The sequence below is a fragment of the Citrobacter sp. Cpo065 genome (assembly GCF_030332805.1).
GTDB lineage: Bacteria > Pseudomonadota > Gammaproteobacteria > Enterobacterales > Enterobacteriaceae > Citrobacter > Citrobacter portucalensis.
On record NZ_JAOWHC010000031.1, the window covers coordinates 407667 to 431717 of the forward strand.

A 24051-nucleotide genomic window follows, 5' to 3' on the forward strand; every position below is an offset into this window, starting at 1 on the left:
TTTATTTCTCTTCCAGAGAATAAAAAATAGGGTCGCTGGTCTCACGGGTAATTAAATTAAGCCAAATTTTGTTGCCCTGTTCATTTATGATGGCTGTTTTTTGAGTCAAAATTTTACTTAATTCTTGTGCATTAATGTCGCCTTCTGCCTGTAGTGAATTGAGCAGGCGAGAGAATGACTCAATTTTTGCTGCACGAAATAGACGCTCTTTTAAATGGCGGTCGCACTCTTCAAATAGCATATTTCGTGACTGGCCGGTAGCAGCAGAGCTAATCAAAATATCGGATTCGTAATCGCTTAATGTTATCTTCCCCTGAGTCAAATTTTCACTATTATCTGTGGAGGTGGTATTGTCAGGTGAGCTGGATAAGTGAAAACGCGAGGGAACAAGATGCTCGGGAAGCATGTTGAAATATCCTTTGATGCCAATGATATGTTGTTTTAAATAAACCATGCCGCGTTGACAATAGCATGGCGTAATTTTAAAATCAAAAAAAATGGAGCCAGTATATGAACAGTATATTTTATTCTGTTATTACCCTGCTATTGCTGACCTGCGGGGTACTTTTGTTGATGCGCAGTGCAAATAAAAACCGTAATGCAGAAAATGGATACGCTGAAAACCAGCCGGAAATACTGAGTAAAGAAGAGGGTGAAGATCATTTCTCGGTACTGATGAATTCGATTACTCCGGTTTGGTATTGGCGTGTCAATCACGAATATATCGATTTTATCCACTCGACGATCAAACGGATGACAATGGTGGAGCTGAATGAGACGCCAGGGCTATTTGATGCACAGCGGCGTTGCAGCGATCTCAACTCTGCGGTGTATAAATATTACGACAATATTAAAAAACGCTGTCTGAGTGGCGAGAAAGTCCCGCATGCCGATTTGGACGTGCTTAACTTACGTCAGTGCTTCAGGGAGTTCAGCCTGGAAGCCTATCCTGCACTTGTCGCGCTGGTGTGGCCGGAATATCAGCGCCCAGAAATCAAAGCAGAAGAGGTGTGAGGGACTGGCTGGCCCGTATTACGTACCGGGGAGGCTAACGCCGCCACCCGGCACGGTGTTACCTACGGTTATTTGTCAGATGAGGCCTGCCACAGGTTCAGCTTACCGTCCGCGACATGCTTATCGATCTGCGCCAGTTCTTCGGCGCTGAACGTCAGATTCGCCAGCGCCTGAACGTTTTCTTCCAGTTGCTCCGGTCGACTGGCGCCAATCAATACCGACGTTACCCTGTTGTCTTTTAGCAGCCAGCTTAAGGCCATTTGTGCCATCGACTGTCCACGCTGTTGCGCCATCTCATTAAGCAAGCGCAGGCTGGTAAGGTTTTCTTCCGTCAGCATGTTTTCCGTTAACCCACGAACTTTTTTCCCTTCACGCTGCATGCGTGAACCTTCCGGAATACCGTTGAGGTATTTCCCCGTCAGCAGTCCCTGAGCCAGCGGCGTAAATGCGATGCAGCCCATGCCGTTGGATTCCAGAGTATCCAGCAGGCCGCTGCTGTCTACCCAGCGGTTAAGCAGGTTGTAAGACGGCTGATGGATCAGCAATGGAATTTTCCATTCCCGCATCAACTCGGCCATTTTCTGCGTACGTTCCGGAGAATAGGATGAGATGCCGACATACAGCGCTTTACCGCTTTGCACGGCGTGGGCCAGCGCCGAGGCGGTCTCTTCCATTGGCGTATTTTCGTCAACGCGGTGAGAGTAGAAGATATCGACATAGTCGAGACCCATGCGTTTCAGACTCTGGTCGAGGCTGGCGAGCAGGTATTTGCGCGAACCGCCAGAACCGTATGGCCCAGGCCACATGTCATAGCCTGCCTTGGTGGAGATAATCAGTTCATCGCGATAGTGTGCAAAATCCTCGCGCAGTAATCGGCCAAAATTCTCTTCTGCGCTGCCTGGTGGCGGCCCATAGTTATTGGCTAAATCAAAATGCGTGATGCCTAAATCAAATGCTTTACGCAACAGGGCGCGCTGTGAATCCAGCGCCTGAACGTGCCCAAAACTGTGCCATAAACCCAGCGATAGCGCGGGTAAACGCAAACCGCTGCGCCCACAGTAACGATAGAGCATCTGCTCGTAACGTTCAGGATTGGCAAACCAGGTCATGAGATCTCCTTAGTGCAGGTGAATTTCGAAACAACGTTTCTATTCTAGCGGGTTCACGGTGAATATCCCGTTCACCAGGTCACACTGAGATGAAAAACTGGGCAAAAACAGGTCACTGTGCTTTGCTTAAAAAAACATCAATCAGGAGTGCGACGATGCCGCGTTTGACTGCCAAAGATTTTCCGCAAGAACTGCTCGACTACTATGACTATTACGCGCATGGCAAAATAACGAAACGCGAGTTTCTCAATCTGGCAGCGAAATATGCAGTGGGTGGCATGACGGCGTTGGCTTTATTCAATTTATTGAAACCCAACTATGCCCTCGCAACGCAGGTAGAATTTACCGATCCCGATATTTTGGCGGAATATATTACCTATCCTTCGCCTGAAGGGCATGGTGATGTGCGGGGGTATTTAGTTAAACCTGCGAAGGTGACAGGGAAAGTTCCGGCGGTGGTGGTAGTGCATGAGAATCGTGGGCTGAATCCGTATATTGAAGATGTGGCGAGACGGGTGGCGAAGGCGGGCTTTATGGCACTTGCGCCGGATGGATTAAGTTCGGTAGGAGGATATCCTGGCAATGATGATAAAGGTCGGGAATTGCAGCAGCAGGTTGATCCCGTAAAGTTGATGAATGATTTTTTTGCCGCCATTGAATTTATGCAACATTATTCAGGGACGACGGGAAAGGTAGGTATCACCGGATTTTGCTACGGTGGTGGTGTGTCGAATGCCGCTGCTGTGGCTTTCCCTGAACTGGCCTGCGCGGTGCCTTTTTATGGGCGGCAGGTTACTGCATCAGATGTCCCTAAAATAAACGCGCCTTTATTACTGCACTATGCGCAATTAGACACACGTATTAATGAGGGATGGCCTGCCTATGAAGCGGCGCTTAAGGCCAATAAGAAAGTCTATGAAGCCTATATCTATCCCGGGGTTAATCATGGCTTTCACAACGATTCGACCCCCCGTTATGATAAAGCTGCCGCTGATTTAGCCTGGGAACGTACTCTTGCATGGTTTAACAAATATTTGCGATAGAAAACAATAGATTATTTAATGCTTATAACTAATTACCTGAATAATAATGCTACCTAATTTCATTAGCATTCATATTGATATAGTGTGGAGAGAGAGTGGATGTACTTAAGAAAGTAAAAAAATAAAGAACGCATTATATCTTCTCTACTGCCTGCCGATAACAAGGATAAGTATCGCCTGATGGCGAATTCCTCATCAACGGCAAGGAAATTATTATGCGTTTGCTGAAAAACTTCACTATTCGTATTGTCATGTTGGCAATACTGGGACTTTTTTGCCTGCTCTGGTCGGGCGTGGGTTTATTCAGTCTTCATTCGTTATCAAAAATATCTGAAGGCAATGATATTGACCGTCATCTTGTCCATCAGATGACGGTTCTCAGTCAGGGCAACGATCAGTACTTTCGCTTCGTAACGCGCTTAAGTCGCGCCATGGATGTCAAAATGAGTGGCGGAACGCCTGATTTTGCGCCAGCGCAACAGTCCCTGGAGAATATGAGCAAAAAACTCCAGGAGATGAAAACATTATCTCCGGGCCCTATGGACCCTGACGTCGCTAACGCAGTACTGACGAAGTGGCAGGCGCTGCTGGACAACGGCGTGATCCCGCAAATGCAGCTGGCGCAGCAGGGAACGCTTACGGCCTTTGCTGAGCATGCCAGCACTATTACACCTGCGTTGAGCCGTGAATTTGGCGCCAGTGCCGAGCGTTTTAACGCCACGGCAGGTGAGCGACTCGATACCACCCGCGTGATGGTCGATGGCAAAACCTCTATCATCCGGACGCTAATTATCACCGCCGTGATCCTTGGGATTGCCCTCCTTTTCTTTACCGACCGCTACCTTGTTTCCATGATGGTGAAACCGCTGGGACGTATTCGCCAACAGTTCCAGCAGATTGCGCAGGGCGATCTTAGCCATCCCATCGAAGATTTTGGTCGTAACTGTGTGGGTCAACTGGTGCCGTTATTGTGCGCGATGCAGGATAGCCTGCGTGAAGCCGTCAGTACCATCCGTTCAGGTAGTGACAACATCTGGCGAGGGGCGACGGAAATTTCCACCGGGAATAACGATCTCTCCTCACGTACTGAAGAGCAGGCTGCGGCACTGGAAGAGACCGCTGCCAGCATGGAGCAACTGACCGCAACGGTAAAACTGAACGCAGAAAATGCGCGTGAAGCCAGCCTGCTTGCCGATACGGCCACAGAAACGGCAGGCAAAGGGAGCACGCTGGTTTCAGAAGTGGTAGAGACGATGGACGGCATTGCCGCCAGCTCTAAACAGATCGCGGAAATCACGTCAGTTATTAATAGCATTGCTTTCCAGACCAACATTCTGGCGCTGAACGCGGCGGTTGAAGCAGCCAGGGCAGGCGAGCAGGGGCGCGGTTTTGCCGTCGTCGCCGGTGAAGTACGCAACCTTGCCAGTCGCAGCGCCGGGGCGGCGAAAGAGATTGAGACGCTGATTGGCGAGTCATCGCGTCGTGTTGATCAGGGCGCTCGTCTGGTTAAAGAAACAGGATTAACCATGGAGGCGATTCTGCGCGGCGCCACCGAAGTGACTGTCATCATGAAGCAAATTGCCTCTGCCTCGGAAGAACAGAATAAGGGTATCTCGCAGGTGAGCGTGGCGATCACGCAGATGGACAGCGTAACGCAACAGAATGCTGCGCTGGTAGAGCAAGTTTCCGCCGCGGCAGTGGCGTTGGAACGACAAACAGAGGAGCTGCAACGCTCGGTGCAACAGTTCCGCCTTTCCGCTAATGATGTGCAATACGCAGCCAGCCAAACCACTTCCTCTTCAGCAGACAGCAAAACGTCTGCGGCCGCTAAAACGGATGAGTGGGTGTCCTTTTAAGCCGTTATAAAAAGTTCGTGATACCTCTGGTCTTTGCTTAAAAAATCGCTATATAATTTATTATATAGCGATTGGAGGTTATGCATGGACAACCATTTTGGTAAAGGTCTGATGGCCGGATTAAACGCCTCAAGTGCGGACAGTGCACGCTCAGTGGCGAATTTTTGTGCGGATTATAAGCGTGGTTTTGTGCTGGGATTTTCACATCGAATGTTTGAAAAAACGGGTGATCGACAGCTCAGCGCGTGGGAAGCGGGGATCCTGACGCGCCGTTATGGGCTGGATAAAGAGATGGTGATGGATTTCTTTAAAGAGAACCAGTCCAGTACAACAATTCGGTTTTTCATGGCCGGCTATCGACTCGAAGCTTGATCCGAAAGGGGTATTATCTTGCTTTAATTAATTACACTATTGACCTACGCCTTCGTTTTGTTGCTCCGCCGAAGTATTATAATGCACATAACCATATAAAAAGTGTGGTAATGGCGCGCCGATCGCAATATGCAACATGCGAATGGTGCAAAATAAAAGCCAGGTCTTCGCAACGGAATAACTATAAAATGACTGGAGATAACTCTCTCATCAATTCGAGCGGCATTAATCGCCGTGATTTCATGAAGCTTTGTGCAGCACTGGCCGCTACCATGGGGCTCAGTAGCAAAGCCGCCGCAGAAATGGCCGAATCAGTTTCTCGTCCTCAGCGCCCACCGGTTATCTGGATTGGTGCTCAGGAGTGTACGGGTTGTACTGAATCGCTGCTTCGCGCGACACACCCTACAGTGGAAAACCTCGTTCTGGAGACAATCTCTCTGGAATACCATGAGGTGCTCTCTGCCGCCTTCGGCCATCAGGTCGAAGAGAACAAACATAACGCTCTGGAGAAGTACAAAGGGCAATATGTTCTGGTAGTAGATGGTTCTATCCCACTGAAAGATAATGGTATTTACTGCATGGTTGCCGGCGAGCCGATCGTGGATCACATCCGCCGGGCCGCAGAAGGCGCAGCCGCTATCATTGCCATCGGCTCTTGCGCCGCGTGGGGTGGTGTTGCTGCCGCTGGCGTTAACCCAACGGGTGCCGTCGGCCTGCAAGAAGTTCTGCCAGGCAAAGCCATCATCAACATCCCCGGCTGTCCGCCGAACCCGCATAACTTCCTCGCAACGGTCGCGCATATCATCACTTATGGTAAGCCGCCGAAGCTGGATACCAAAAACCGTCCGACATTCGCCTATGGCCGTTTGATTCACGAACACTGCGAACGTCGCCCGCACTTCGATGCTGGTCGTTTTGCTAAAGAGTTTGGTGATGAAGGCCACCGTGAAGGTTGGTGCCTCTACCATCTGGGCTGTAAAGGACCAGAAACCTACGGCAACTGCTCAACGCTGCAATTCTGCGATGTGGGCGGCGTGTGGCCGGTGGCTATCGGTCACCCTTGCTACGGCTGTAACGAAGAAGGCGTCGGCTTCCATAAAGGTATTCACCAGCTTGCTCATGTGGAAAACCAAACGCCGCGTTCCGAGAAACCTGACGTCAACATGAAAGAAGGCGGCAATGTTTCTGCCGGAGCGATTGGACTGCTGGGTGGCGTAGTAGGACTGGTTGCCGGTGTCAGCGTGATGGCGGTTCGTGAACTGGGGCGTCAGCAGAAGAAAGATAACGCTGACTCACGGGGAGAATAACCGTGAACAGACGTAACTTTATTAAAGCAGCCTCCAGCGGGGCATTGCTGTTGGGCGCAGCGCCGTCCATCAGCCATGCGGCTGCAGAAAACCGTCCGCCGATCCCTGGTTCTCTTGGGATGCTCTATGACTCGACGCTGTGCGTAGGCTGCCAGGCCTGTGTCACCAAGTGTCAGGATATCAACTTCCCGGCGCGTAACCCGGAAGGCGAGCAAACCTGGTCGAACAACGACAAACTGTCGCCGTATACCAATAACATCATTCAGGTGTGGCGTAGCGGAACAGGCGTTAACAAAGACCAGGAAGAAAATGGTTACGCATACATCAAGAAACAGTGCATGCACTGTGTTGATCCGAACTGCGTTTCCGTTTGCCCGGTCTCCGCGCTGAAGAAAGATCCGAAAACCGGCATCGTCCATTATGACAAAGATGTCTGCACGGGCTGTCGTTACTGCATGGTCGCCTGCCCGTACAACGTGCCTAAGTACGACTACAACAACCCGTTTGGTGCACTTCACAAATGTGAACTGTGTAACCAGAAAGGCGTTGAGCGTCTGGACAAAGGTGGTTTACCGGGTTGTGTTGAAGTGTGCCCAGCCGGTGCGGTGATTTTTGGTACGCGTGAAGAGCTGATGGCTGAGGCGAAAAAACGTCTCGCGCTGAAGCCAGGTAGCGAATACCACTATCCGCGTCAGACGGTGAAAGCAGGCGATACCTATCTGCATACGGTACCGAAGTACTACCCGCACCTGTACGGTGAGAAAGAAGGCGGTGGTACGCAGGTTATGGTACTGACGGGTGTTCCTTACGAGGATTTGGATCTGCCGAAGCTGGATGATCTTTCAACTGGTGCGCGTTCCGAACATGTTCAACATTCCCTGTACAAGGGCATGATATTACCCCTGGCTGCGCTGGCGGGCTTAACCGTGCTGGTTCGTCGTAACACGAAAAACGACCATCACGATGGAGGAGACGATCATGAGTCATGATCCTAAACCGCTGGGCGGAAAAATAATCAGCAAACCGGTCATTATTTTTGGGCCGCTTATCGTCCTGTGTATGCTCCTGATCGTGAAACGTCTGGTCTTCGGACTGGGCTCAGTCTCCGATCTGAACGGCGGTTTCCCATGGGGTGTATGGATCGCGTTTGACCTGTTGATTGGTACTGGCTTCGCGTGCGGTGGTTGGGCGCTGGCGTGGGCGGTGTACGTTTTCAACAGAGGGCAATACCATCCGTTGGTTCGTCCGGCGCTGCTGGCGAGTCTGTTTGGCTACTCGTTGGGTGGTCTGTCGATCACCATTGACGTCGGTCGTTACTGGAACCTGCCGTATTTCTACATTCCGGGCCACTTCAACGTGAACTCGGTACTGTTCGAAACGGCGGTCTGTATGACCATCTATATCGGCATCATGGCGCTGGAATTTGCTCCGGCTCTGTTTGAACGCTTGGGGTGGAAAGTTTCCCTCAAACGTTTGAATAAAGTGATGTTCTTTATTATTGCCCTCGGCGCGCTGCTGCCAACCATGCACCAGTCTTCAATGGGTTCATTGATGATTTCTGCGGGTTATAAGGTGCATCCGCTATGGCAAGCTTATGAAATGCTGCCGCTTTTCTCGGTATTAACCGCCTTTATTATGGGCTTCTCGATCGTCATCTTTGAAGGCTCGTTGGTACAAGCCGGTCTGAAAGGTAACGGTCCGGACGAGAAAAGTTTGTTCATCAAGCTGACGAATACCATCAGCGTGCTGCTGGCGATTTTCGTCGTCCTGCGCTTTGGCGAACTGATCTATCGCGACAAGCTGTCCTATGCGTTCTCAGGCGATCTTTACTCCCTGATGTTCTGGCTTGAAGTCGTGCTGATGGTCTTCCCACTGGTGGTGCTGCGCGTCACTAAGCTGCGTAATGACTCGCGCATGCTGTATCTGTCTGCGCTGAGCGCGTTGCTGGGTTGTGCAACATGGCGTCTGTCCTATTCGCTGGTGGCGTTCAATCCTGGTGGTGGCTACCACTACTTCCCGACCTGGGAAGAGCTGTTGATTTCTATTGGTTTTGTGGCTATTGAGATTTGTGCATACATCGTACTCATTCGTCTACTGCCGATACTTCCTCCTTTAAAACAAAACGATCAAAATCGTCATGAGGCGAGCAAAGCATGAGCCAGAGAATTACTATTGATCCGGTAACCCGTATTGAGGGTCATTTACGCATCGACTGCGAAATCGAAAATGGCGTGGTATCTAAAGCATGGGCTTCCGGTACCATGTGGCGCGGCATGGAAGAGATCGTGAAAAACCGCGATCCGCGCGATGCCTGGATGATTGTGCAGCGTATCTGTGGTGTTTGTACGACCACTCACGCTATCTCTTCCGTTCGTGCAGCAGAAAGTGCGCTGAATATTGATGTTCCGGTGAACGCACAGTATATCCGTAACATCATTCTGGCCGCGCACACCACGCATGACCACATTGTTCACTTCTATCAGCTGTCTGCGCTGGACTGGGTGGATATCACCTCTGCCCTGAAAGCTGACCCAGCGAAAGCGTCTGCCATGCTGAACGGCGTGTCCTCCTGGCACCTGAACAGCGCAGAAGAGTTCACCAAGGTTCAGAACAAGATCAAAGACCTTGTTGCCAGCGGTCAGTTAGGCATTTTTGCTAACGGTTGCTGGGGTCATCCGGCAATGCAGTTGCCGCCGGAAGTGAACCTGATTGCGGTCGCGCACTACCTGCAGGCGCTGGAATGCCAGCGTGATGCCAACCGCGTTGTGGCACTGTTGGGCGGTAAAACGCCGCACATCCAGAACCTGGCGGTAGGTGGGGTTGCTAACCCAATTAACCTTGACGGCCTCGGTGTGCTGAACCTTGAACGCCTGATGTACATCAAGTCCTTCATCGATAAGCTGAGCGACTTCGTTGAGCAGGTGTACAAGGTTGATACCGCGGTTATTGCTGCGTTCTATCCTGAGTGGCTGGAACGTGGTCAGGGTGCGGTTAACTACCTGAGTGCGCCGGAATTCCCGACAGACGGTAAAAACGGCAGCTTCCTGTTCCCGGGCGGTTACATCACCGATGCCGATCTGTCGACCTATCGTCCAATCACCTCTCACTCCGATGAGTACCTGATCAAAGGGATTCAGGAGAGTGCGAAACACGCGTGGTACAAAGACGAAGCGCCGCAGGCTCCGTGGGAAGGCACAACGGTTCCTGACTACACCGGTTGGTCAGACGACGGCAAATACTCCTGGGTTAAAGCGCCGACCTTCTACGGCAAAACGGTTGAAGTGGGTCCGCTGGCCAACATGCTGTGTAAACTGGCGGCCAAACGCGAGTCTACCCATGCCAAGCTGAATGAAATCATCGCGATTTACACCAAGCTGACCGGTAAAACTATCGAAGTGTCGCAGTTGCACTCTACGCTGGGCCGTATTATTGGCCGTACTGTTCACTGCTGTGAACTGCAGAACGTTCTGCAGGATCAGTACAACGCGCTGATTGTGAACATCGGTAAAGGCGACCACACCACCTTCGTGAAACCGGATATTCCGGCAACAGGCGAATTCAAAGGTGTTGGTTTCCTCGAAGCGCCACGCGGTATGCTGTCTCACTGGATGGTGATTAAAGACGGCATTATCAGCAACTACCAGGCGGTTGTACCGTCAACCTGGAACTCTGGCCCACGTAACTTTAATGATGAAGTGGGACCGTATGAGCGCTCGCTGGTAGGTACGCCGATTGCCGATCCAAACAAACCGCTGGAAGTGGTTCGTACCATTCACTCCTTCGACCCTTGTATGTCATGTGCGGTGCATGTGGTGGACGTTGACGGGAACGAAGTGGTCTCAGTTAAGGTTCTGTAATGCGGATATTAGTCTTAGGGGTCGGCAATATTTTGCTGACCGACGAAGCCATCGGGGTACGTATCGTTGAGGCATTAGAGCAACGGTACATCCTGCCAGACTTTGTTGATGTTCTGGACGGTGGTACGGCTGGGATGGAGCTTCTCGGCGATATGGCGAACAGAGATCATCTGATCATTGCTGACGCCATTGTGTCGAAGAAAAACACGCCAGGAACGATGATGGTCCTGCGGGATGAAGAGATCCCAGCGCTGTTTACCAACAAAATCTCACCGCACCAGCTTGGCCTGGCCGACGTATTGTCGGCCCTGCGTTTTACCGGCGAGTTTCCGAAAAAGCTGACCTTAGTCGGCGTTATTCCGGAATCGTTGGAACCGCATATCGGGCTAACGCCAACGGTTGAAGCGATGATTGAACCTGCGCTGGAGCAGGTTCTTGCCGCGCTTCGCGAATCAGGCGTTGAAGCGATCCCTCGGGAGGCGGCTCATGTCTGAGGAGTTTGTCGGTTTTCAGACGGCCCCGAAGACGCAGATTCAGGCAGCGTTTGAAGAGGTTGCCCGGCGTTCGATGCACGATCTCTCTTTCTTGCATCCGAACATGCCGGTATATGTTTCTGATTTTACGCTGTTTGAAGGACAGTGGACGGGGTGTGTTATCACACCCTGGATGCTCAGCGCACTGATTTTCCCCGGACCGGACCAGATCTGGCCGGTGCGTAAAGTCAGCGAAAAAATCGGGCTGCGTCTGCCGTATGGCGAGATGACCTTTACCGTTGGTGAACTGGAGGGCGTATCGCAATACCTTTCCTGTTCACTGATGTCGCCGCTTTCGCACAGTATGTCGGCGCAAGAAGGTGTGCGTCTGACTGACGATTGCGCGCGCATGCTGTTATCGCTGCCGGTGAGCGATCCGAATGCGCCGCAGCTAAATCGCCGCGCGCTGCTGCTGGGTCGTCGGAACTGCGAAAATGCATGAGCTGTCCCTTTGTCAGAGCGCGGTTGAGATTGTTCAACAGCAGGCAGAGCAGCACGGTGTCAAACGTGTAACCGGCGTTTGGCTGGAAATCGGAGCGCTCTCGTGCGTTGAAGAGAGCGCCGTCCGTTTCAGTTTCGACATCGTCTGTCAGGGCACGCTGGCGCAAGGGTGTGAGCTGCATATTGATTACAAACCAGCCCAGGCATGGTGCTGGGATTGCAGTCAGGTTGTGGAAATCACCCAGCATGATGAGCAGTGTCCACTATGTCAGGGCGATCGTCTGCGGGTTGATGCAGGCGATTCACTGAAAGTGAAAAGTATTGAAGTCGAATAACCCATAGGTTGCTATGGGGCGGAGTCAGATATGTGTATTGGAGTCCCTGGTCAGGTTCTGGCCGTTGGTGAAGATATTCACCAGCTTGCGCAGGTTGAAGTGTGCGGCATCAAACGTGATGTCAATATTGCCCTGATTTGTGAAGGTGATACCGCTGAGCTGGTCGGGCAATGGGTGCTGGTGCACGTAGGGTTCGCCATGAGCATCATTGATGAAGATGAAGCTAAAGCCACGTTAGACGCACTTCGCCGCATGGAGTACGACGTCACCAGCGCGTGACAATCGGTTAGTGCCTGATGGCGTTACGCTTATCAGGCCTACGCCTTCTATGTAGGCCGGATAAGGCATTTATGCCGCCATCCGGCATCTTGCGTTAACCCTGGCGCTTATCTTCGGTATTGGTGTCGAAGTCGCTGGCGTCATGACGTTCATGAAGCTGCTCGTTTAGCGGCCCGTTAGTGCGGTTTACAATACGACCTCGCTTAACTGCCGGACGCGCGGCAACCTCTTTTGCCCAGCGTTGCACGTGCTTGTAACTTCCTGCATCGAGGAACTCTGCCGCGTCGTACACGTTACCCAGCACCACATTGCCAAACCACGGCCAAACCGCCATATCGGCAATGGTGTATTCATCTCCTGCCACAAACTGATTTTGTGCTAACTGCTTATCCAGTACGTCGAGTAAGCGTTTGGCTTCCATCGTGAAGCGGTTAATAGCGTACTCAATTTTTACCGGCGCATAGTTATAGAAGTGACCAAAACCACCGCCGAGGAACGGCGCCGCACCCTGTAACCAGAACAACCAGTTCAGCGTTTCAGTACGTTTTGCCAAATCCTGCGGCAGGAAATAACCGTATTTTTCCGCCAGATAGAGCAGGATTGCGCCAGATTCGAATACGCGAACCGGTGGGTTTTGCGAGTGGTCGCGCAGCGCCGGGATCTTCGAGTTCGGATTCACCTCAACAAAGCCGCTGGAAAACTGATCGCCATCGCCAATGCGAATAATCCAGGCATCGTATTCCGCGCCCTTCACGCCCTGCGCCAGTAACTCCTCCAGCATAATCGTCACTTTCTGCCCGTTTGGCGTCCCCAACGAATAGAGCTGTAGCGGATGCTTGCCAACCGGCAGCGTCTTCTCGTGGGTGGCGCCGGAAATCGGGCGGTTGATATTGGCGAATGCGCCGCCGTTCGACTTTTCCCACGTCCAGACTTTCGCGGGCTGATAGGTATTGTCTGACATATTGACCTGCCTTCTGAGTGGTTGTGTTGATGCAGTGTAGCAGTTAGGTAGAACTCAATTTAACAGATTGGGACTTTATGTCGCTTTGTGCTGAAAGGGGAAGATAAATCTAACCCGTTCATTGTACCTGGCCCGTACTCCATGAAGAGGAAATCAATGTTGGACGGAAATTGCTACCGTATTCACCATCAAAAATTGGCGGTGAATAAGCAGTAATAATGAAAAATGGTGTTCCAGGAGTAAGCGGTTATCAGGGCCCTGCGGGTGGGTGGGGTGCGGTAAAAGCCGTCACTGCTTCGGTGTTTTCGCAAAAGGCTGTCGCGCGCGACATTATCGCGATGTTCAAAATGAACCAGGTGAAAGGGTTCGATTGTCCGGGCTGTGCGTGGCCGGACCCCGGGCATCGTGCGCCAATGGAGCTGTGCGAAAATGGCGTTAAGGCGGTTTCCTGGGAGACAACCAGTAAGAAAGCGTCACCGGAATTTTTCAGTCGTCACCCGGTTTCCACACTCTGGCACTACAGCGATTATGAACTGGAAAACATTGGTCGTTTGACGCATCCAATGAAATACGATGCAGTGTCAGACACCTGGCAGGCGGTGGATTGGGATATCGCCTTTCGGGAGATCGGCGAGCGTCTGCGCAGCTATGACTCAGCACAACAGGTTGAGTTTTATACCTCCGGCAGAACGTCAAATGAGGCGGCGTTCCTGTATCAGCTGTTTGCCCGCGAATATGGTAGCAGCAACTTTCCTGATTGCTCAAACATGTGCCACGGACCGACCAGCGCAGGGCTAACGCCGGCCATTGGCCTTGGGAAAGGGACCGTTGAACTTGATGATTTTGACCACTGCGATCTGGTGATTTGTATCGGGCATAACCCTGGTACTAACCATCCACGCATGCTGACCACCTTACGCGACGTTGCCAAACGTGGAGCCAAAATTATCTCCATCAACCCGCTGAACGAAAGGGGGCTTGAGCGCTTTAGCTTCCCGCAAAGTGCGAAAGAGATGTTCACCGGTCAGGCGACGGAGCTGAGCAACGACTACTACCAGGTAAAAATGGGCGGTGACGCCTCGTTGCTCAAAGGCATAATGAAGGCGCTGATCGAAATGGACGAAGCGCGGATCCTACTGGATCAGCAGCCGACGCTCGATCATGCGTTTATCGACCAACATACCGCGGGATATGCAGCGCTGTATGACGACTTACGTCAGCATAACTGGGCTGAGCTGGAACATGACTCGGGCCTGACGCGTAGTCAGATGGAAGATCTGGCGCACAGCTACAGTAAATCCAGCGCCACGATTGTTTGTTATGGTCTGGGCATCACTCAGCATAAAAACGGCACCGAGAACGTTCAGCAGCTGGTAAATCTGTTGTTGCTGAAAGGCAATATGGGTAAGCCGGGGGCGGGGATCTGCCCGTTACGCGGCCATTCTAACGTGCAGGGCGATCGTTCTGTGGGGATCAACGAAGCGGCGTCCGAAGACTTCCTGCAACGCCTTGAGAAGCATTTTTCTATCCGCGTTCCGCGCAAGCATGGACGCTCCAGCGTGGAGAGCATTCGGGCCATCGAGCGGGGAGACGCAAAAGCGCTCATCTGCATGGGCGGCAATCTGGCGGTAGCGATGCCCCAGCCGCAGCGTACCTTTGCGGCGATGAAAAATCTGGATCTGCAGGTCCATGTGGCGACCAAACTGAACAGATCGCATCTGCTGCTGGCAAAGCATAACTACCTGCTACCTGCATTAGGCCGAACGGAGCGCGACATGCAGGCGACGGGGATCCAGTCAGTCACCGTCGAAGATTCTATGTCGATGGTTCACGCTTCCTGTGGCGCGCTGAAGCCGGCTTCCCGCTGGCTAAAATCGGAGCCCGCGATTGTGGCGGGCATGGCGCGTGCCACGCTGCCGCATTCTCCGATCAACTGGGAAGCATTTACCGGGGACTACACGTTGATCCGTGACGCCATTGAAGCCGTGATCCCGGCGTTCCACGATTACAACGCACGTATTGCCGAGCCGGGTGGATTTCGTATGGATACACCTGCTTCGCGCCGTGAATGGCGAACGGAGAATGGCAAAGCCAATTTTATCGTCAGCCATCAGCGGGCGGTAGAGCGGGAACATCAGCCTGCTGATGCACTGGTTCTGGCAACGCTGCGTAGCCACGATCAGTACAACACCACGATTTATGGTATGAACGATCGCTATCGTGGCATTACTGGCCGTCGGGATGTGGTGTTTTTAAGCGCCGAAGAAGCGACGAGCCGCGGTCTGAGCCAGGGTGATGTGGTCAACGTTCAGGCGCTGGACGACAACGGTCAGCCCTGCGCGGATCGCATCATGTACGGCTTAACGGTGGTGATTTACAACATGGCGGCTGGCTCAATTGGCGCTTATCTGCCTGAAGCGAATGTCCTGCTTTCGCTGGATGCGGTAGATACACAAAGTTTGACTCCGGCGTATAAAAGCGTACCGGTCACCCTGACCAAAGCGTAGTTCCTGCTGTGAATTTTTCGCCTCTGAGCGCCAGCCGCTGCGTTGAGGTGTATGATGATGTCGACCTCTGTCCGGTTAGTGTCGCAGAGCAGGCAATCAGAGCGAAAAATTCACGCCAACCTGCTCAGGCTGTATTGTTTTGAGGTAAGGTGCATGAGCAAAGGAACGACCAGTCAGGATGCCCCATTCGGGACATTATTGGGCTATGCCCCAGGTGGCGTAGCAATCTACTCTTCAGATTACAGCTCCCTCGACCCACGGGACTACGACGATGATGCAGCATTTCGCAGCTATATCGACGATGAATACATGGGCCACAAATGGCAGTGCGTAGAGTTCGCACGCCGCTTTCTCTTCCTTAACTATGGCATGGTCTTCACCGATGTGGGTATGGCCTGGGAGATCTTCTCCTTACGCTTTCTGCGCGAAGTAGTGAATGACAACATCCTACCGTTACAGGCATTTCCGAATGGTTCGCCCCGCGCGCCGGTAGCAGGGGCTCTGCTTATCTGGCAAAAAGGCGGCGAATTTAAAGATACCGGGCATGTGGCGGTCGTCACCCAGTTGCTGGAAAACAAAATCCGTATTGCCGAACAGAACGTGCTCCATACGCCGCTGCCTCCCGGACAGCAGTGGACCCGCGAACTGGAGATGGTGGTTGAGAACGGTTGTTACACCCTGCGTGATACCTTTGACGACACGACCATTCTTGGTTGGATGATCCAGACCGATGATACCCGATTCAGCCTACCGCAGCCGGAGATCGCCAATGACTCGCTGAAAATTGGCGGCGCGCGACTGGAAGATAACGGGCAATTTGACGGTAAATGGCTGAATGAGCAGGATCCGCTGCAAAAAGCCTACGTGCTGGCGAACGGCCATGTGATTAATCAGGACCCGCATCAGTACTTCACCATTACCGAGAGCGCCGAGCAGGAGCTGATTAAAGCCACCAACGAGCTGCACCTGATGTATCTGCACGCGACTGACAAGGTGCTGAAAGACGACAACCTGCTGGCGCTGTTTGATATCCCGAAAATCCTCTGGCCGCGCCTGCGCCTTTCCTGGCAGCGTCGTCGGCATCATATGATTACGGGGCGTATGGATTTCTGTATGGATGAACGTGGACTGAAGGTGTATGAGTACAACGCCGATTCCGCATCGTGCCATACCGAAGCCGGTTTGATTCTCGAAAGATGGGCCGAGCGTGGTTACACAGGGCAGGGACACAACCCGGCTGAAGGGTTGATCAACGAACTGGCGGGTGCCTGGAAGCACAGCCGTGCACGTCCGTTTGTCCACATCATGCAGGATAAGGATATCGAGGAAAACTATCACGCGCAGTTTATGCAGCAGGCGCTGCGTCAGGCCGGGTTTGACAGCAAAATTCTGCGAGGTTTGGATGAACTGCGCTGGGATGACGCCGGTCAATTGACTGACGGTGACGGCCGTCTGGTGAACTGCGTCTGGAAGACCTGGGCGTGGGAAACCGCAATTGAGCAGGTGCGCGAGGTCAGCGAAACGGAGTACGCCGCGGTGCCAATTCGTACCGGGCATACGAATCAGGAAGTGCGTTTAATCGACGTGCTGCTGCGCCCGGAAGTGCTGGTCTTCGAACCTCTGTGGACGGTTATCCCTGGCAACAAAGCGATTCTGCCGATCCTCTGGCAACTGTTCCCGCACCACCGTTATCTGCTAGATACGGATTTCACTGTTAATGAAGAGCTGGCGCAAACCGGTTATGCGGTGAAACCTATTGCAGGACGTTGTGGCAGCAACATCGATCTGGTGAGTCATCAGGAAGAGCTACTGGATAAAACCAGCGGTAAGTTTGCCGAGCAGAAGAACATTTATCAGCAGCTTTGGTGTCTGCCAAAAGTTGCCGGTAAATATATCCAGGTTTGTACCTTTACCGTAGGTGGGAACTACGGCGGTACCTGCCTGCGTGGTGACGAGTCGCTGGTGATTAAAAAAGAGAGCGATATTGAACCGCTGATTGTGGTGAAGGAATAACCGCTCAACCCCTGTGATGGTGATGTTGCCATCACGGGGTTATTTGATGGTTTCTAATCTTATTTTAAAAGGCTTTCTAGGCTGATTCTTAAACCTGCTCGAATCTTATGACCTTCGCTAATTTTTATCCATGCCGATGAATCGAAGATCTCTATGTATGGGGGAGCGAAGGCATGATGATTTGGAGGAGAGCCGCTGGCGGCGAATAATCGAACTGAGATCGATTGAGAGTCCGCTTCGCCAAAAGCAAAAAACCCGCCATAGGCGGGTTCTTCTAAATAGTGGTGCCCGGACTCGGAATCGAACCAAGGACACGGGGATTTTCAATCCCCTGCTCTACCGACTGAGCTATCCGGGCAACGAGGCGCATTAAAACCGATTCGCTTCGTTTCGTCAACGAAATTTCTTCAAATCAACGCAGACTGCACAATCTATCACCACATTGTTGCTATTGCACGCATTCTCAGGCAAAAAATGCCGTCCACGCGGCGGAAAGCGGCATTGCCAGCAGAAGGGCAGGAAGCATATTCACAACCGCAAACATTTTGATTCCACAAATACGTAAACCGGTTGCCAACAACAGCAGTCCACCTACGGCGCTGAAATCGGCCATCATGGCTGGCGTCGTCAGGGGCAAAATAAGTGCTGCGCAGGTGGCAAGCGTTAGCTGGATTGCCAGCATTGGTACACAAATTGCCGATACCGCGATACCTAATGAACAGGCAAAAATGATGGCCGTGAAGAAATCAAGAAACGACTTGGCGATTAAAATATTCGGGTCGCCGGTCATCCCTTCATGTATAGCCCCGAAGATCCCGGTACCACTGGCGCAAAATAGCACGATGATGGCCACATAGCTCTGGATGAAGGATTCGTGCGTGGTGTTGGCATCCGACTGGGTGAAAAGCTGCTGCGCTTTGGCAACCGCGGTATTGATCCCTTTTTCCAGATAACAGAACTCACCAATTAATGCACCGACCAACGTAGCTAGGACCATCACCGGTAGGTTAGCGCATTTGATAACCAGCAAAATACCAATTCCCAAAGAGCACAGTCCGAATATGGAGGTCATGGAGGCACGAATGCGTTCCGGTAAATGCTGGCTGAGTAGTGCGCCGAGAACACCACCAAATAAAATAGCGCCAGCATTAATAAAGGGTCCAATTACCACGTTTGCTCCTGCATACCCATTATCGTCTTGATGTTAAAGGCAATTCTCTGGGTAAAATATGTTTTCAGATTGCATTATTATGCCGCGATTGACAGGCGGATTGCTTGTTTATCTGTGAGGTTCAGGCTCCGGATTTTATCTTGCGCCTGAAAGTGAAAGGTGCCATGATTGCGCGAATTTTCTCCTGTCTGAATGGGGCTGCCTGGGATGATATTACTCCCCCTACATCGCCTTCAACATCGCCTTTTTGCGCGACGTTTGCCCCTTCCTGCGACTTATCTTTACGCTCCCACCATGCGGTGAGGGCAGCGCACGCTCACTGCAGGATAACAGTAAAATCAGAGGCTATCTGCTTTTACTGATGTCTGGCGGTCGGGGCTGGTAACCAGTTTGACCTGTCATTTCGTGGGCAAAGCAATATGGCTTTGTCCGGGACTTTTGATTTTCCCGAAACGGGTTATTGCGCTTATGAAATCAATGAAAATTGCCGCCAGTGGAGAACTGGTTTCTCGTCTGTCCAGCCATCGTCAGGTGGTGTCGCTGGACAGTACTGATTTTACTGACGTTGCGGCAGTCGTCATTACCGTTGCGGATAGCCGCAGCGGGATCCTTGCTTTGCTGAAACGCACCGGTTTTCATATACCCGTGTTTCTGTTCGCAGAGTCGGATGTTGATCTGCCGGCGGGCGTGAATGCGGTCATTCGCGGTCAGGCGCAGGACTGGCTGGAGCTGGAGTCTGCTGCCTGTCAGTATGAAGAAGATTTGCTGCCGCCGTTCTATGACACGTTGACTCAGTATGTCGAGATGGGGAACAGCACATTTGCCTGCCCAGGACATCAACACGGTGAGTTCTTTAAAAAGCATCCCGCGGGGCGCCATTTCTACGAGTTCTTTGGCGAGAATCTGTTTCGCGCGGATATGTGCAACGCCGACGTTAAGCTTGGCGATCTGCTGATTCATGAAGGCTCGGCGAAACATGCGCAGAAATTTGCCGCGAAAGTTTTCCACGCGGATAAAACCTACTTTGTGCTGAACGGGACCTCTGCGGCCAATAAAGTAGTAACCAATGCGCTGCTGACGCGCGGCGATCTGGTGCTGTTTGACCGTAATAACCATAAGTCGAACCACCACGGTGCGCTGATCCAGGCGGGTGCGACGCCGGTGTATCTGGAAGCGGCGCGTAATCCGTTTGGCTTTATTGGCGGTATTGACGAGCACTGTTTTGATGAGGAGTATCTGCGCCAGCAACTTCGCGAGGTTGCGCCGCAAAAGGCCGATCAACCGCGCCCGTTCCGTCTGGCGATCATTCAGCTCGGCACCTATGACGGTACGATCTACAATGCCCGGCAGGTGATCGACAAGATCGGTCATCTGTGTGATTACATCCTGTTTGACTCTGCATGGGTCGGTTACGAGCAATTTATTCCGATGATGGCCGATGGGTCACCGCTGCTGTTGGATCTCGATGCTAACGATCCGGGGATCTTTGTCACCCAGTCGGTACACAAACAGCAGGCCGGATTCTCGCAAACCTCGCAGATCCACAAAAAGGATAACCATATTCGCGGTCAGGCGCGGTTCTGCCCGCATAAGCGTCTGAATAATGCATTTATGCTGCATGCTTCTACCAGTCCGTTTTACCCGCTGTTTGCAGCGCTGGACATTAACGCCAAAATCCATGAAGGCGAGAGCGGTCGTCGGCTGTGGGCGGAGTGTGTGACGCTGGGCATTGAGGCCCGTAAAGCGATTATTACCCGCTGTAAGATGATTCAGCCATTTGTTCCCCCGGTAGTTGATGGCAAACCGTGGGAAAGCTATCCGACGCAGGTGATTGCCAGCGAGCGTCGCTTCTTTAGCTTCGAACCAGGTGCTAAATGGCATGGTTTTTCCGGCTACGCGCGCGACCAGTATTTCGTCGATCCTTGCAAACTGCTGTTAACCACTCCGGGCATTGACGCACAAACCGGGCAATATACCGAGTTTGGTATTCCGGCGACGATTCTGGCGCATTACCTGCGTGAAAACGGCATCGTGCCGGAGAAATGCGACCTTAACTCGATTCTGTTCCTGCTGACCCCGGCAGAAAGCGCAGAGAAACTGGCGCAACTGGTGGCGATGCTGGCGCAGTTTGAGCAGCATATTGAAGACGATACGCCGCTGGCAGATGTGCTGCCCACCATCTTCAATAAGTATCCGGTACGCTATCGGGATTACACCCTGCGTGAACTGTGCCAGGAGATGCACTCACTGTACGTCAGCTTTGATGTGAAAGATCTGCAAAAAGCGATGTTCCGTCAGGAAAGTTTACCTGCCGTGGCGATGAACCCACAGGATGCGAACAGCGCTTTTATCCGTGGTGATGTTGAACTGGTGCGGATTAGTGAAGCAGCTGGCCGCATTGCGGCGGAAGGTGCGCTGCCTTATCCTCCGGGCGTGCTGTGCGTGGTACCGGGCGAAGTATGGGGTGGGGCGGTACAGCAATATTTTCTGGCGCTGGAAGAGGGCGTAAACCTGCTGCCAGGCTTCTCGCCGGAGCTGCAAGGTGTTTACAGTGAAACGGATGCAGACGGTATTAAGCGTCTGTATGGATATGTTGTGAAGTAAGCGCAAAAAAAGCGGGTTACCTTTTGGCAACCCGCTTTTCTCTGCGTAAACGTTAGTGCGCGATAGTCTGGGTGCCTGCTGGAACGCGTACGTGTTTGTATTTAAACAGCGCAACGAAGGCAAAAGCCAGAACCAGCGAGTAACCTGCGAAGATCAACCACACGGTCTGCCAGTCGGTAATACCGTTCAGCGTATAGTGTTCAACGACTTTACCGCTCACCAGTCCGCCCAGAATACAACCGAAGCCGTTGGTCATCATCAGGAACATACCCTGTGCGCTGGCGCGGATTTCAGGGCGTACTTCTTTCTCCACGAACACAGAACCAGAGATGTTGAAGAAGTCGAAGGCGCAGCCGTAAACAATCATCGACAGAACCAGCAGCACGGTACCGAACGGCGTTGGATCGCCGTAGGCAAACAGGCCGAAGCGCAGCATCCACGCCACAATACTGATAAGCATCACGTTCTTAATACCGTAACGGCTTAAGAAGAACGGGATGGTCAGGATAAACAGCGTCTCGGAAATCTGTGAAATCGACATCATCACCGATGCGTGTTCCACGATAAAGCTACCGGAGAACAGCGGGTTGTTATCGAAGCTGTGCAGGAAGGTGTTACCAAACATATTGGTAATCTGCAGCTCTGCGCCCAGCATCATTGAGAAGATGAAGAAAATCGCCATACGCTTGTTTTTAAACAGCGCGAAAGCATCCAGACCGAGCATTGATGTCCAGCTCTGGTTTTTCTGCTGATTGGCAACCGGAATATGCGGCAGCGTCAGGGTGAACAGTACCAGTACCAGGGACAATGTCGCACCGATGTACAGCTGCATATGGCTCAGTTCAAAGCCGGAGAAGCTCACTGCCCACATCGCCAGAATAAAGCCGATGGTGCCCCAGATACGAATTGGCGGGAAGTCGGTAACGATATCCATCCCGGCAGATTGCAGGCGATAGTAGGAGATGGTGTTGATTAGCCCCAGTGTTGGCATATAGGCCAGGGAGTTAAGCAAGATCACAAAGAACATGGCCCCTGGCGTGGTGACTTCGGCTGCGGCAAACAGCGTTCCTGCGCCGACCAGGTGGCAAAGGGCGTAAACCCACTTCGCACTGATCCATTTATCGGCCACGATCCCTAACAGCGTTGGCATAAACACGGCGGCGATCCCCAGCGAGCTATACACCGCGCCAATGGATGCACCATCGAATTTAAGGGTGACAAACATATAGGAGCCGAGGGTAGTGAGCCAACTACCCCATAAGCAGAACTGCAGAAACGAGAGAACTTTCAGCTGCAGCTTAAGATTCATGTTAATTTCCTCACACCGTAATGCGGATGAATGTTTTAAAAGGCACATTTGCCGTGGCTATATGATGTGATTCTATCAATGAGATGCACTCTTTTTTTGTTACCTGTGACAAATATTTGCAAACAATTTCTGATTGCAAAGCAAAAGAGTGATGGAGTTAACATTTTTGGTGCTTCAGGCCCCCGTTTTAGGGGGCTGAAGAGGAATACATTAGCGGCGTCGATAGGATTTTTGTGCGGAATTGACCTTATAAAGGTATCGGCGTGATTCAGCAGATGGATGTCGGGTGGTCAGCGTTTGATAAACGTCACCTGGAGACATGCTGTTAATGATATTCGCGGCCTGAATTTTATCGTTCGAGAACACGCGCAGCACGCTGCCCGCGCCGCCGTTATACGCGGTGATTACCGCATAGCGACGTGAGGTCGGATTATCGATACCGCCCAAATAGACATTGTTGAGCATTGCCAGATAGGCCGTACCGGTATCAATGTTGCTGGCCGGGTCAAACAAGAAGCTACGGCTTGGTGTGCCTGAGCGCCCTTGCGAGCGGAACACATCTTTCCCGGCGCTGTGCTGTACCACCTGCATCAGTCCCAGCGCATCGGCATGGCTCACCGCATACGGGTTAAACGAGGATTCGGTTTGCATGATAGCCAGAATCAGCGACTCGTCGACGCCATACTTACGTGAAGCCTGACGCACCATGCCAACGTATTTATGCGCGCGCTTATCAAGGTGGTTCGGCACCAGATTGATCGTCACGCTATAGATGATACGCAGGCCATTGCTGCGGCTTTTAAGTCGTGTTTGCAGCAGGTAGTTGGCAAAGTTGGTGGCACGCCCCTCCCAACGAATGGGCTGGCCGGTATTATCAACCACCTGTCCGTACAGGAATGGCTCTTTGGAAATCTTAATGTCGTCGACATCGGAATAGAGGTCGATAGATCCCGGATCATCGCCCATCAGCAATGTCTTAATAATCGCCCGACGCAGGTGTCCGGCGGGATCTGTCCCGGCAATGGTCTCGACGGTTATCGTACCGTCATCAAAGTTGATGTGGCTGCGGGTTTGATACTGATCGGTATACTTGACGTAGTCCTTCGGACCCGCAATCAGCACTTCCTTAAATCCCCACAAATTCTCAATATTATGGGCAAATTGCCCCATCAGAATATCAAAACCGTTGGTATCCTTGACCCAGGCTTCGTTATAGGAATCGCCTTTTTTGGTCGAACTGGAACAGGAGATGAGCAACGGCGCAATAACGGCAAGCGCGAGAAATTTTTTCATCATTCCGGGAGTGCGTGTTGTGTTTGTTGTTTGCAAGGACCAGATTA

Annotated in this window: 21 protein-coding genes and 1 tRNA gene; 15 read left to right on the forward strand and 7 right to left on the reverse strand. The window is 52.0% G+C overall.

The window, feature by feature from the left end; all coding sequences use genetic code 11:
- Window position 1: 1 nt before the first annotated feature.
- On the reverse strand, window positions 2-406 hold the full coding sequence (locus tag OGY68_RS13040; RefSeq protein WP_008785810.1) for a hypothetical protein: 405 nt from the start codon (window positions 404-406) through the stop codon (window positions 2-4).
- A 104-nt stretch (window positions 407-510) separates the two neighbouring features.
- Here OGY68_RS13040 and OGY68_RS13045 point away from each other — a divergent pair, with 104 nt between their 5' ends.
- Entirely contained in the window at window positions 511-1014 is a 504-nt protein-coding gene (locus OGY68_RS13045) for an ESA_00282 family adhesion-associated protein (protein ID WP_008785809.1), read from the forward strand.
- 68 nt (window positions 1015-1082) lie between these two features.
- On the opposite strand, the gene OGY68_RS13050 is transcribed toward OGY68_RS13045, so the two are convergent.
- Window positions 1083-2123 carry an aldo/keto reductase gene (locus OGY68_RS13050; protein ID WP_057068270.1) on the reverse strand — a complete coding sequence of 347 codons (1041 nt, stop codon included), beginning with the start codon at window positions 2121-2123 and terminating at the stop codon, window positions 1083-1085.
- Between the two features lie 155 nt (window positions 2124-2278).
- Between OGY68_RS13050 and yghX the strand changes: the two genes are divergently transcribed.
- The 11 genes from yghX (at window position 2279) to hybG (ending at window position 12146) form a co-directional block, all read left to right on the forward strand.
- Complete coding sequence (gene yghX / locus OGY68_RS13055; RefSeq protein WP_057068272.1) at window positions 2279-3166, forward strand: YghX family hydrolase; 888 nt, start codon at window positions 2279-2281, stop codon at window positions 3164-3166.
- Window positions 3167-3381: 215 nt separating this feature from the next.
- Window positions 3382-5022 carry a methyl-accepting chemotaxis protein gene (locus OGY68_RS13060; protein ID WP_057068274.1) on the forward strand — a complete coding sequence of 547 codons (1641 nt, stop codon included), beginning with the start codon at window positions 3382-3384 and terminating at the stop codon, window positions 5020-5022.
- 84 nt (window positions 5023-5106) lie between these two features.
- Entirely contained in the window at window positions 5107-5394 is a 288-nt protein-coding gene (locus tag OGY68_RS13065) for a DUF2623 family protein (protein WP_003024490.1), read from the forward strand.
- A gap of 188 nt (window positions 5395-5582) precedes the next feature.
- Window positions 5583-6701, forward strand: coding sequence for a hydrogenase 2 small subunit (hybO, locus tag OGY68_RS13070; RefSeq protein ID WP_057068275.1), 1119 nt, complete (start codon window positions 5583-5585; stop codon window positions 6699-6701).
- 2 nt (window positions 6702-6703) lie between these two features.
- Window positions 6704-7690, forward strand: a complete 987-nt coding sequence (hybA, locus tag OGY68_RS13075) for a hydrogenase 2 operon protein HybA (protein WP_003828357.1) — start codon at window positions 6704-6706, stop codon at window positions 7688-7690.
- Window positions 7680-8858: a Ni/Fe-hydrogenase cytochrome b subunit gene (gene hybB, locus OGY68_RS13080; RefSeq protein WP_003828354.1), complete on the forward strand. Its 1179-nt coding sequence runs from the start codon at window positions 7680-7682 to the stop codon at window positions 8856-8858. Before hybA ends, hybB begins: the two co-directional genes overlap by 11 nt.
- Entirely contained in the window at window positions 8855-10558 is a 1704-nt protein-coding gene (hybC, locus tag OGY68_RS13085; protein WP_003828353.1) for a hydrogenase 2 large subunit, read from the forward strand. The genes hybB and hybC overlap by 4 nt, the downstream gene beginning before the upstream one ends.
- Window positions 10558-11052 (forward strand): HyaD/HybD family hydrogenase maturation endopeptidase, encoded by a 495-nt coding sequence (locus OGY68_RS13090; RefSeq protein ID WP_032944999.1) that lies wholly within the window; start codon window positions 10558-10560, stop codon window positions 11050-11052. The genes hybC and OGY68_RS13090 overlap by 1 nt, the downstream gene beginning before the upstream one ends.
- A complete protein-coding gene (gene hybE / locus OGY68_RS13095) occupies window positions 11045-11533 on the forward strand; it encodes a hydrogenase-2 assembly chaperone (protein WP_008785804.1) in 489 nt (162 codons plus the stop codon). Before OGY68_RS13090 ends, hybE begins: the two co-directional genes overlap by 8 nt.
- A complete protein-coding gene (gene hypA, locus OGY68_RS13100; RefSeq protein WP_057068492.1) occupies window positions 11526-11867 on the forward strand; it encodes a hydrogenase maturation nickel metallochaperone HypA in 342 nt (113 codons plus the stop codon). The genes hybE and hypA overlap by 8 nt, the downstream gene beginning before the upstream one ends.
- Before the next feature lie 30 nt (window positions 11868-11897).
- Entirely contained in the window at window positions 11898-12146 is a 249-nt protein-coding gene (gene hybG, locus OGY68_RS13105; RefSeq protein ID WP_003024459.1) for a hydrogenase maturation factor HybG, read from the forward strand.
- Between the two features lie 94 nt (window positions 12147-12240).
- Here the strand turns inward: hybG and yghU are convergent, their stop codons facing one another.
- The gene (gene yghU / locus OGY68_RS13110) at window positions 12241-13107 is read right to left on the reverse strand and encodes a glutathione-dependent disulfide-bond oxidoreductase (protein ID WP_008785803.1); all 867 of its coding nucleotides are present in this window, start codon (window positions 13105-13107) and stop codon (window positions 12241-12243) included.
- Window positions 13108-13325: 218 nt separating this feature from the next.
- On the opposite strand from yghU, the gene OGY68_RS13115 reads away from it, so the two are divergent.
- Both OGY68_RS13115 and gss read left to right on the forward strand, forming a co-directional pair.
- A complete protein-coding gene (locus tag OGY68_RS13115; protein ID WP_057068494.1) occupies window positions 13326-15614 on the forward strand; it encodes an FdhF/YdeP family oxidoreductase in 2289 nt (762 codons plus the stop codon).
- Between the two features lie 153 nt (window positions 15615-15767).
- On the forward strand, window positions 15768-17627 hold the full coding sequence (gene gss, locus OGY68_RS13120; protein WP_057068496.1) for a bifunctional glutathionylspermidine amidase/synthase: 1860 nt from the start codon (window positions 15768-15770) through the stop codon (window positions 17625-17627).
- 282 nt (window positions 17628-17909) lie between these two features.
- Here the strand turns inward: gss and OGY68_RS13125 are convergent.
- Window positions 17910-17985, reverse strand: a tRNA-Phe gene (locus tag OGY68_RS13125).
- Between the two features lie 105 nt (window positions 17986-18090).
- On the reverse strand, window positions 18091-18798 hold the full coding sequence (locus OGY68_RS13130; RefSeq protein WP_153752282.1) for a DUF554 domain-containing protein: 708 nt from the start codon (window positions 18796-18798) through the stop codon (window positions 18091-18093).
- A 468-nt stretch (window positions 18799-19266) separates the two neighbouring features.
- Here OGY68_RS13130 and OGY68_RS13135 point away from each other — a divergent pair, with 468 nt between their 5' ends.
- Complete coding sequence (locus OGY68_RS13135; protein ID WP_057067564.1) at window positions 19267-21402, forward strand: ornithine decarboxylase; 2136 nt, start codon at window positions 19267-19269, stop codon at window positions 21400-21402.
- Window positions 21403-21454: 52 nt separating this feature from the next.
- On the opposite strand, the gene OGY68_RS13140 is transcribed toward OGY68_RS13135, so the two are convergent.
- Both OGY68_RS13140 and mltC read right to left on the reverse strand, forming a co-directional pair.
- Entirely contained in the window at window positions 21455-22711 is a 1257-nt protein-coding gene (locus tag OGY68_RS13140; protein ID WP_008785778.1) for a nucleoside permease, read from the reverse strand.
- A 210-nt stretch (window positions 22712-22921) separates the two neighbouring features.
- Window positions 22922-24007 carry a membrane-bound lytic murein transglycosylase MltC gene (mltC, locus tag OGY68_RS13145; RefSeq protein WP_008785777.1) on the reverse strand — a complete coding sequence of 362 codons (1086 nt, stop codon included), beginning with the start codon at window positions 24005-24007 and terminating at the stop codon, window positions 22922-22924.
- Window positions 24008-24051 lie beyond the last annotated feature (44 nt).

Bases quoted from the DNA above. Each gene is read 5' to 3' on its own strand.
- yghU (WP_008785803.1), bottom strand. From the start codon at position 13,107: ATGTCAGACAATACCTATCAGCCCGCGAAAGTCTGGACGTGGGAAAAG.
- OGY68_RS13115 (WP_057068494.1), top strand. From the start codon at position 13,326: ATGAAAAATGGTGTTCCAGGAGTAAGCGGTTATCAGGGCCCTGCGGGT.
- gss (WP_057068496.1), top strand. From the start codon at position 15,768: ATGAGCAAAGGAACGACCAGTCAGGATGCCCCATTCGGGACATTATTG.
- OGY68_RS13140 (WP_008785778.1), bottom strand. From the start codon at position 22,711: ATGAATCTTAAGCTGCAGCTGAAAGTTCTCTCGTTTCTGCAGTTCTGC.
- mltC (WP_008785777.1), bottom strand. From the start codon at position 24,007: ATGATGAAAAAATTTCTCGCGCTTGCCGTTATTGCGCCGTTGCTCATC.
- OGY68_RS13135 (WP_057067564.1), top strand. From the start codon at position 19,267: ATGAAATCAATGAAAATTGCCGCCAGTGGAGAACTGGTTTCTCGTCTG.
- OGY68_RS13040 (WP_008785810.1), bottom strand. From the start codon at position 406: ATGCTTCCCGAGCATCTTGTTCCCTCGCGTTTTCACTTATCCAGCTCA.
- hybG (WP_003024459.1), top strand. From the start codon at position 11,898: ATGTGTATTGGAGTCCCTGGTCAGGTTCTGGCCGTTGGTGAAGATATT.
- OGY68_RS13045 (WP_008785809.1), top strand. From the start codon at position 511: ATGAACAGTATATTTTATTCTGTTATTACCCTGCTATTGCTGACCTGC.
- OGY68_RS13050 (WP_057068270.1), bottom strand. From the start codon at position 2,123: ATGACCTGGTTTGCCAATCCTGAACGTTACGAGCAGATGCTCTATCGT.
- hybC (WP_003828353.1), top strand. From the start codon at position 8,855: ATGAGCCAGAGAATTACTATTGATCCGGTAACCCGTATTGAGGGTCAT.
- OGY68_RS13060 (WP_057068274.1), top strand. From the start codon at position 3,382: ATGCGTTTGCTGAAAAACTTCACTATTCGTATTGTCATGTTGGCAATA.
- yghX (WP_057068272.1), top strand. From the start codon at position 2,279: ATGCCGCGTTTGACTGCCAAAGATTTTCCGCAAGAACTGCTCGACTAC.
- OGY68_RS13090 (WP_032944999.1), top strand. From the start codon at position 10,558: ATGCGGATATTAGTCTTAGGGGTCGGCAATATTTTGCTGACCGACGAA.
- hybE (WP_008785804.1), top strand. From the start codon at position 11,045: ATGTCTGAGGAGTTTGTCGGTTTTCAGACGGCCCCGAAGACGCAGATT.
- hypA (WP_057068492.1), top strand. From the start codon at position 11,526: ATGCATGAGCTGTCCCTTTGTCAGAGCGCGGTTGAGATTGTTCAACAG.
- hybB (WP_003828354.1), top strand. From the start codon at position 7,680: ATGAGTCATGATCCTAAACCGCTGGGCGGAAAAATAATCAGCAAACCG.
- OGY68_RS13065 (WP_003024490.1), top strand. From the start codon at position 5,107: ATGGACAACCATTTTGGTAAAGGTCTGATGGCCGGATTAAACGCCTCA.
- hybO (WP_057068275.1), top strand. From the start codon at position 5,583: ATGACTGGAGATAACTCTCTCATCAATTCGAGCGGCATTAATCGCCGT.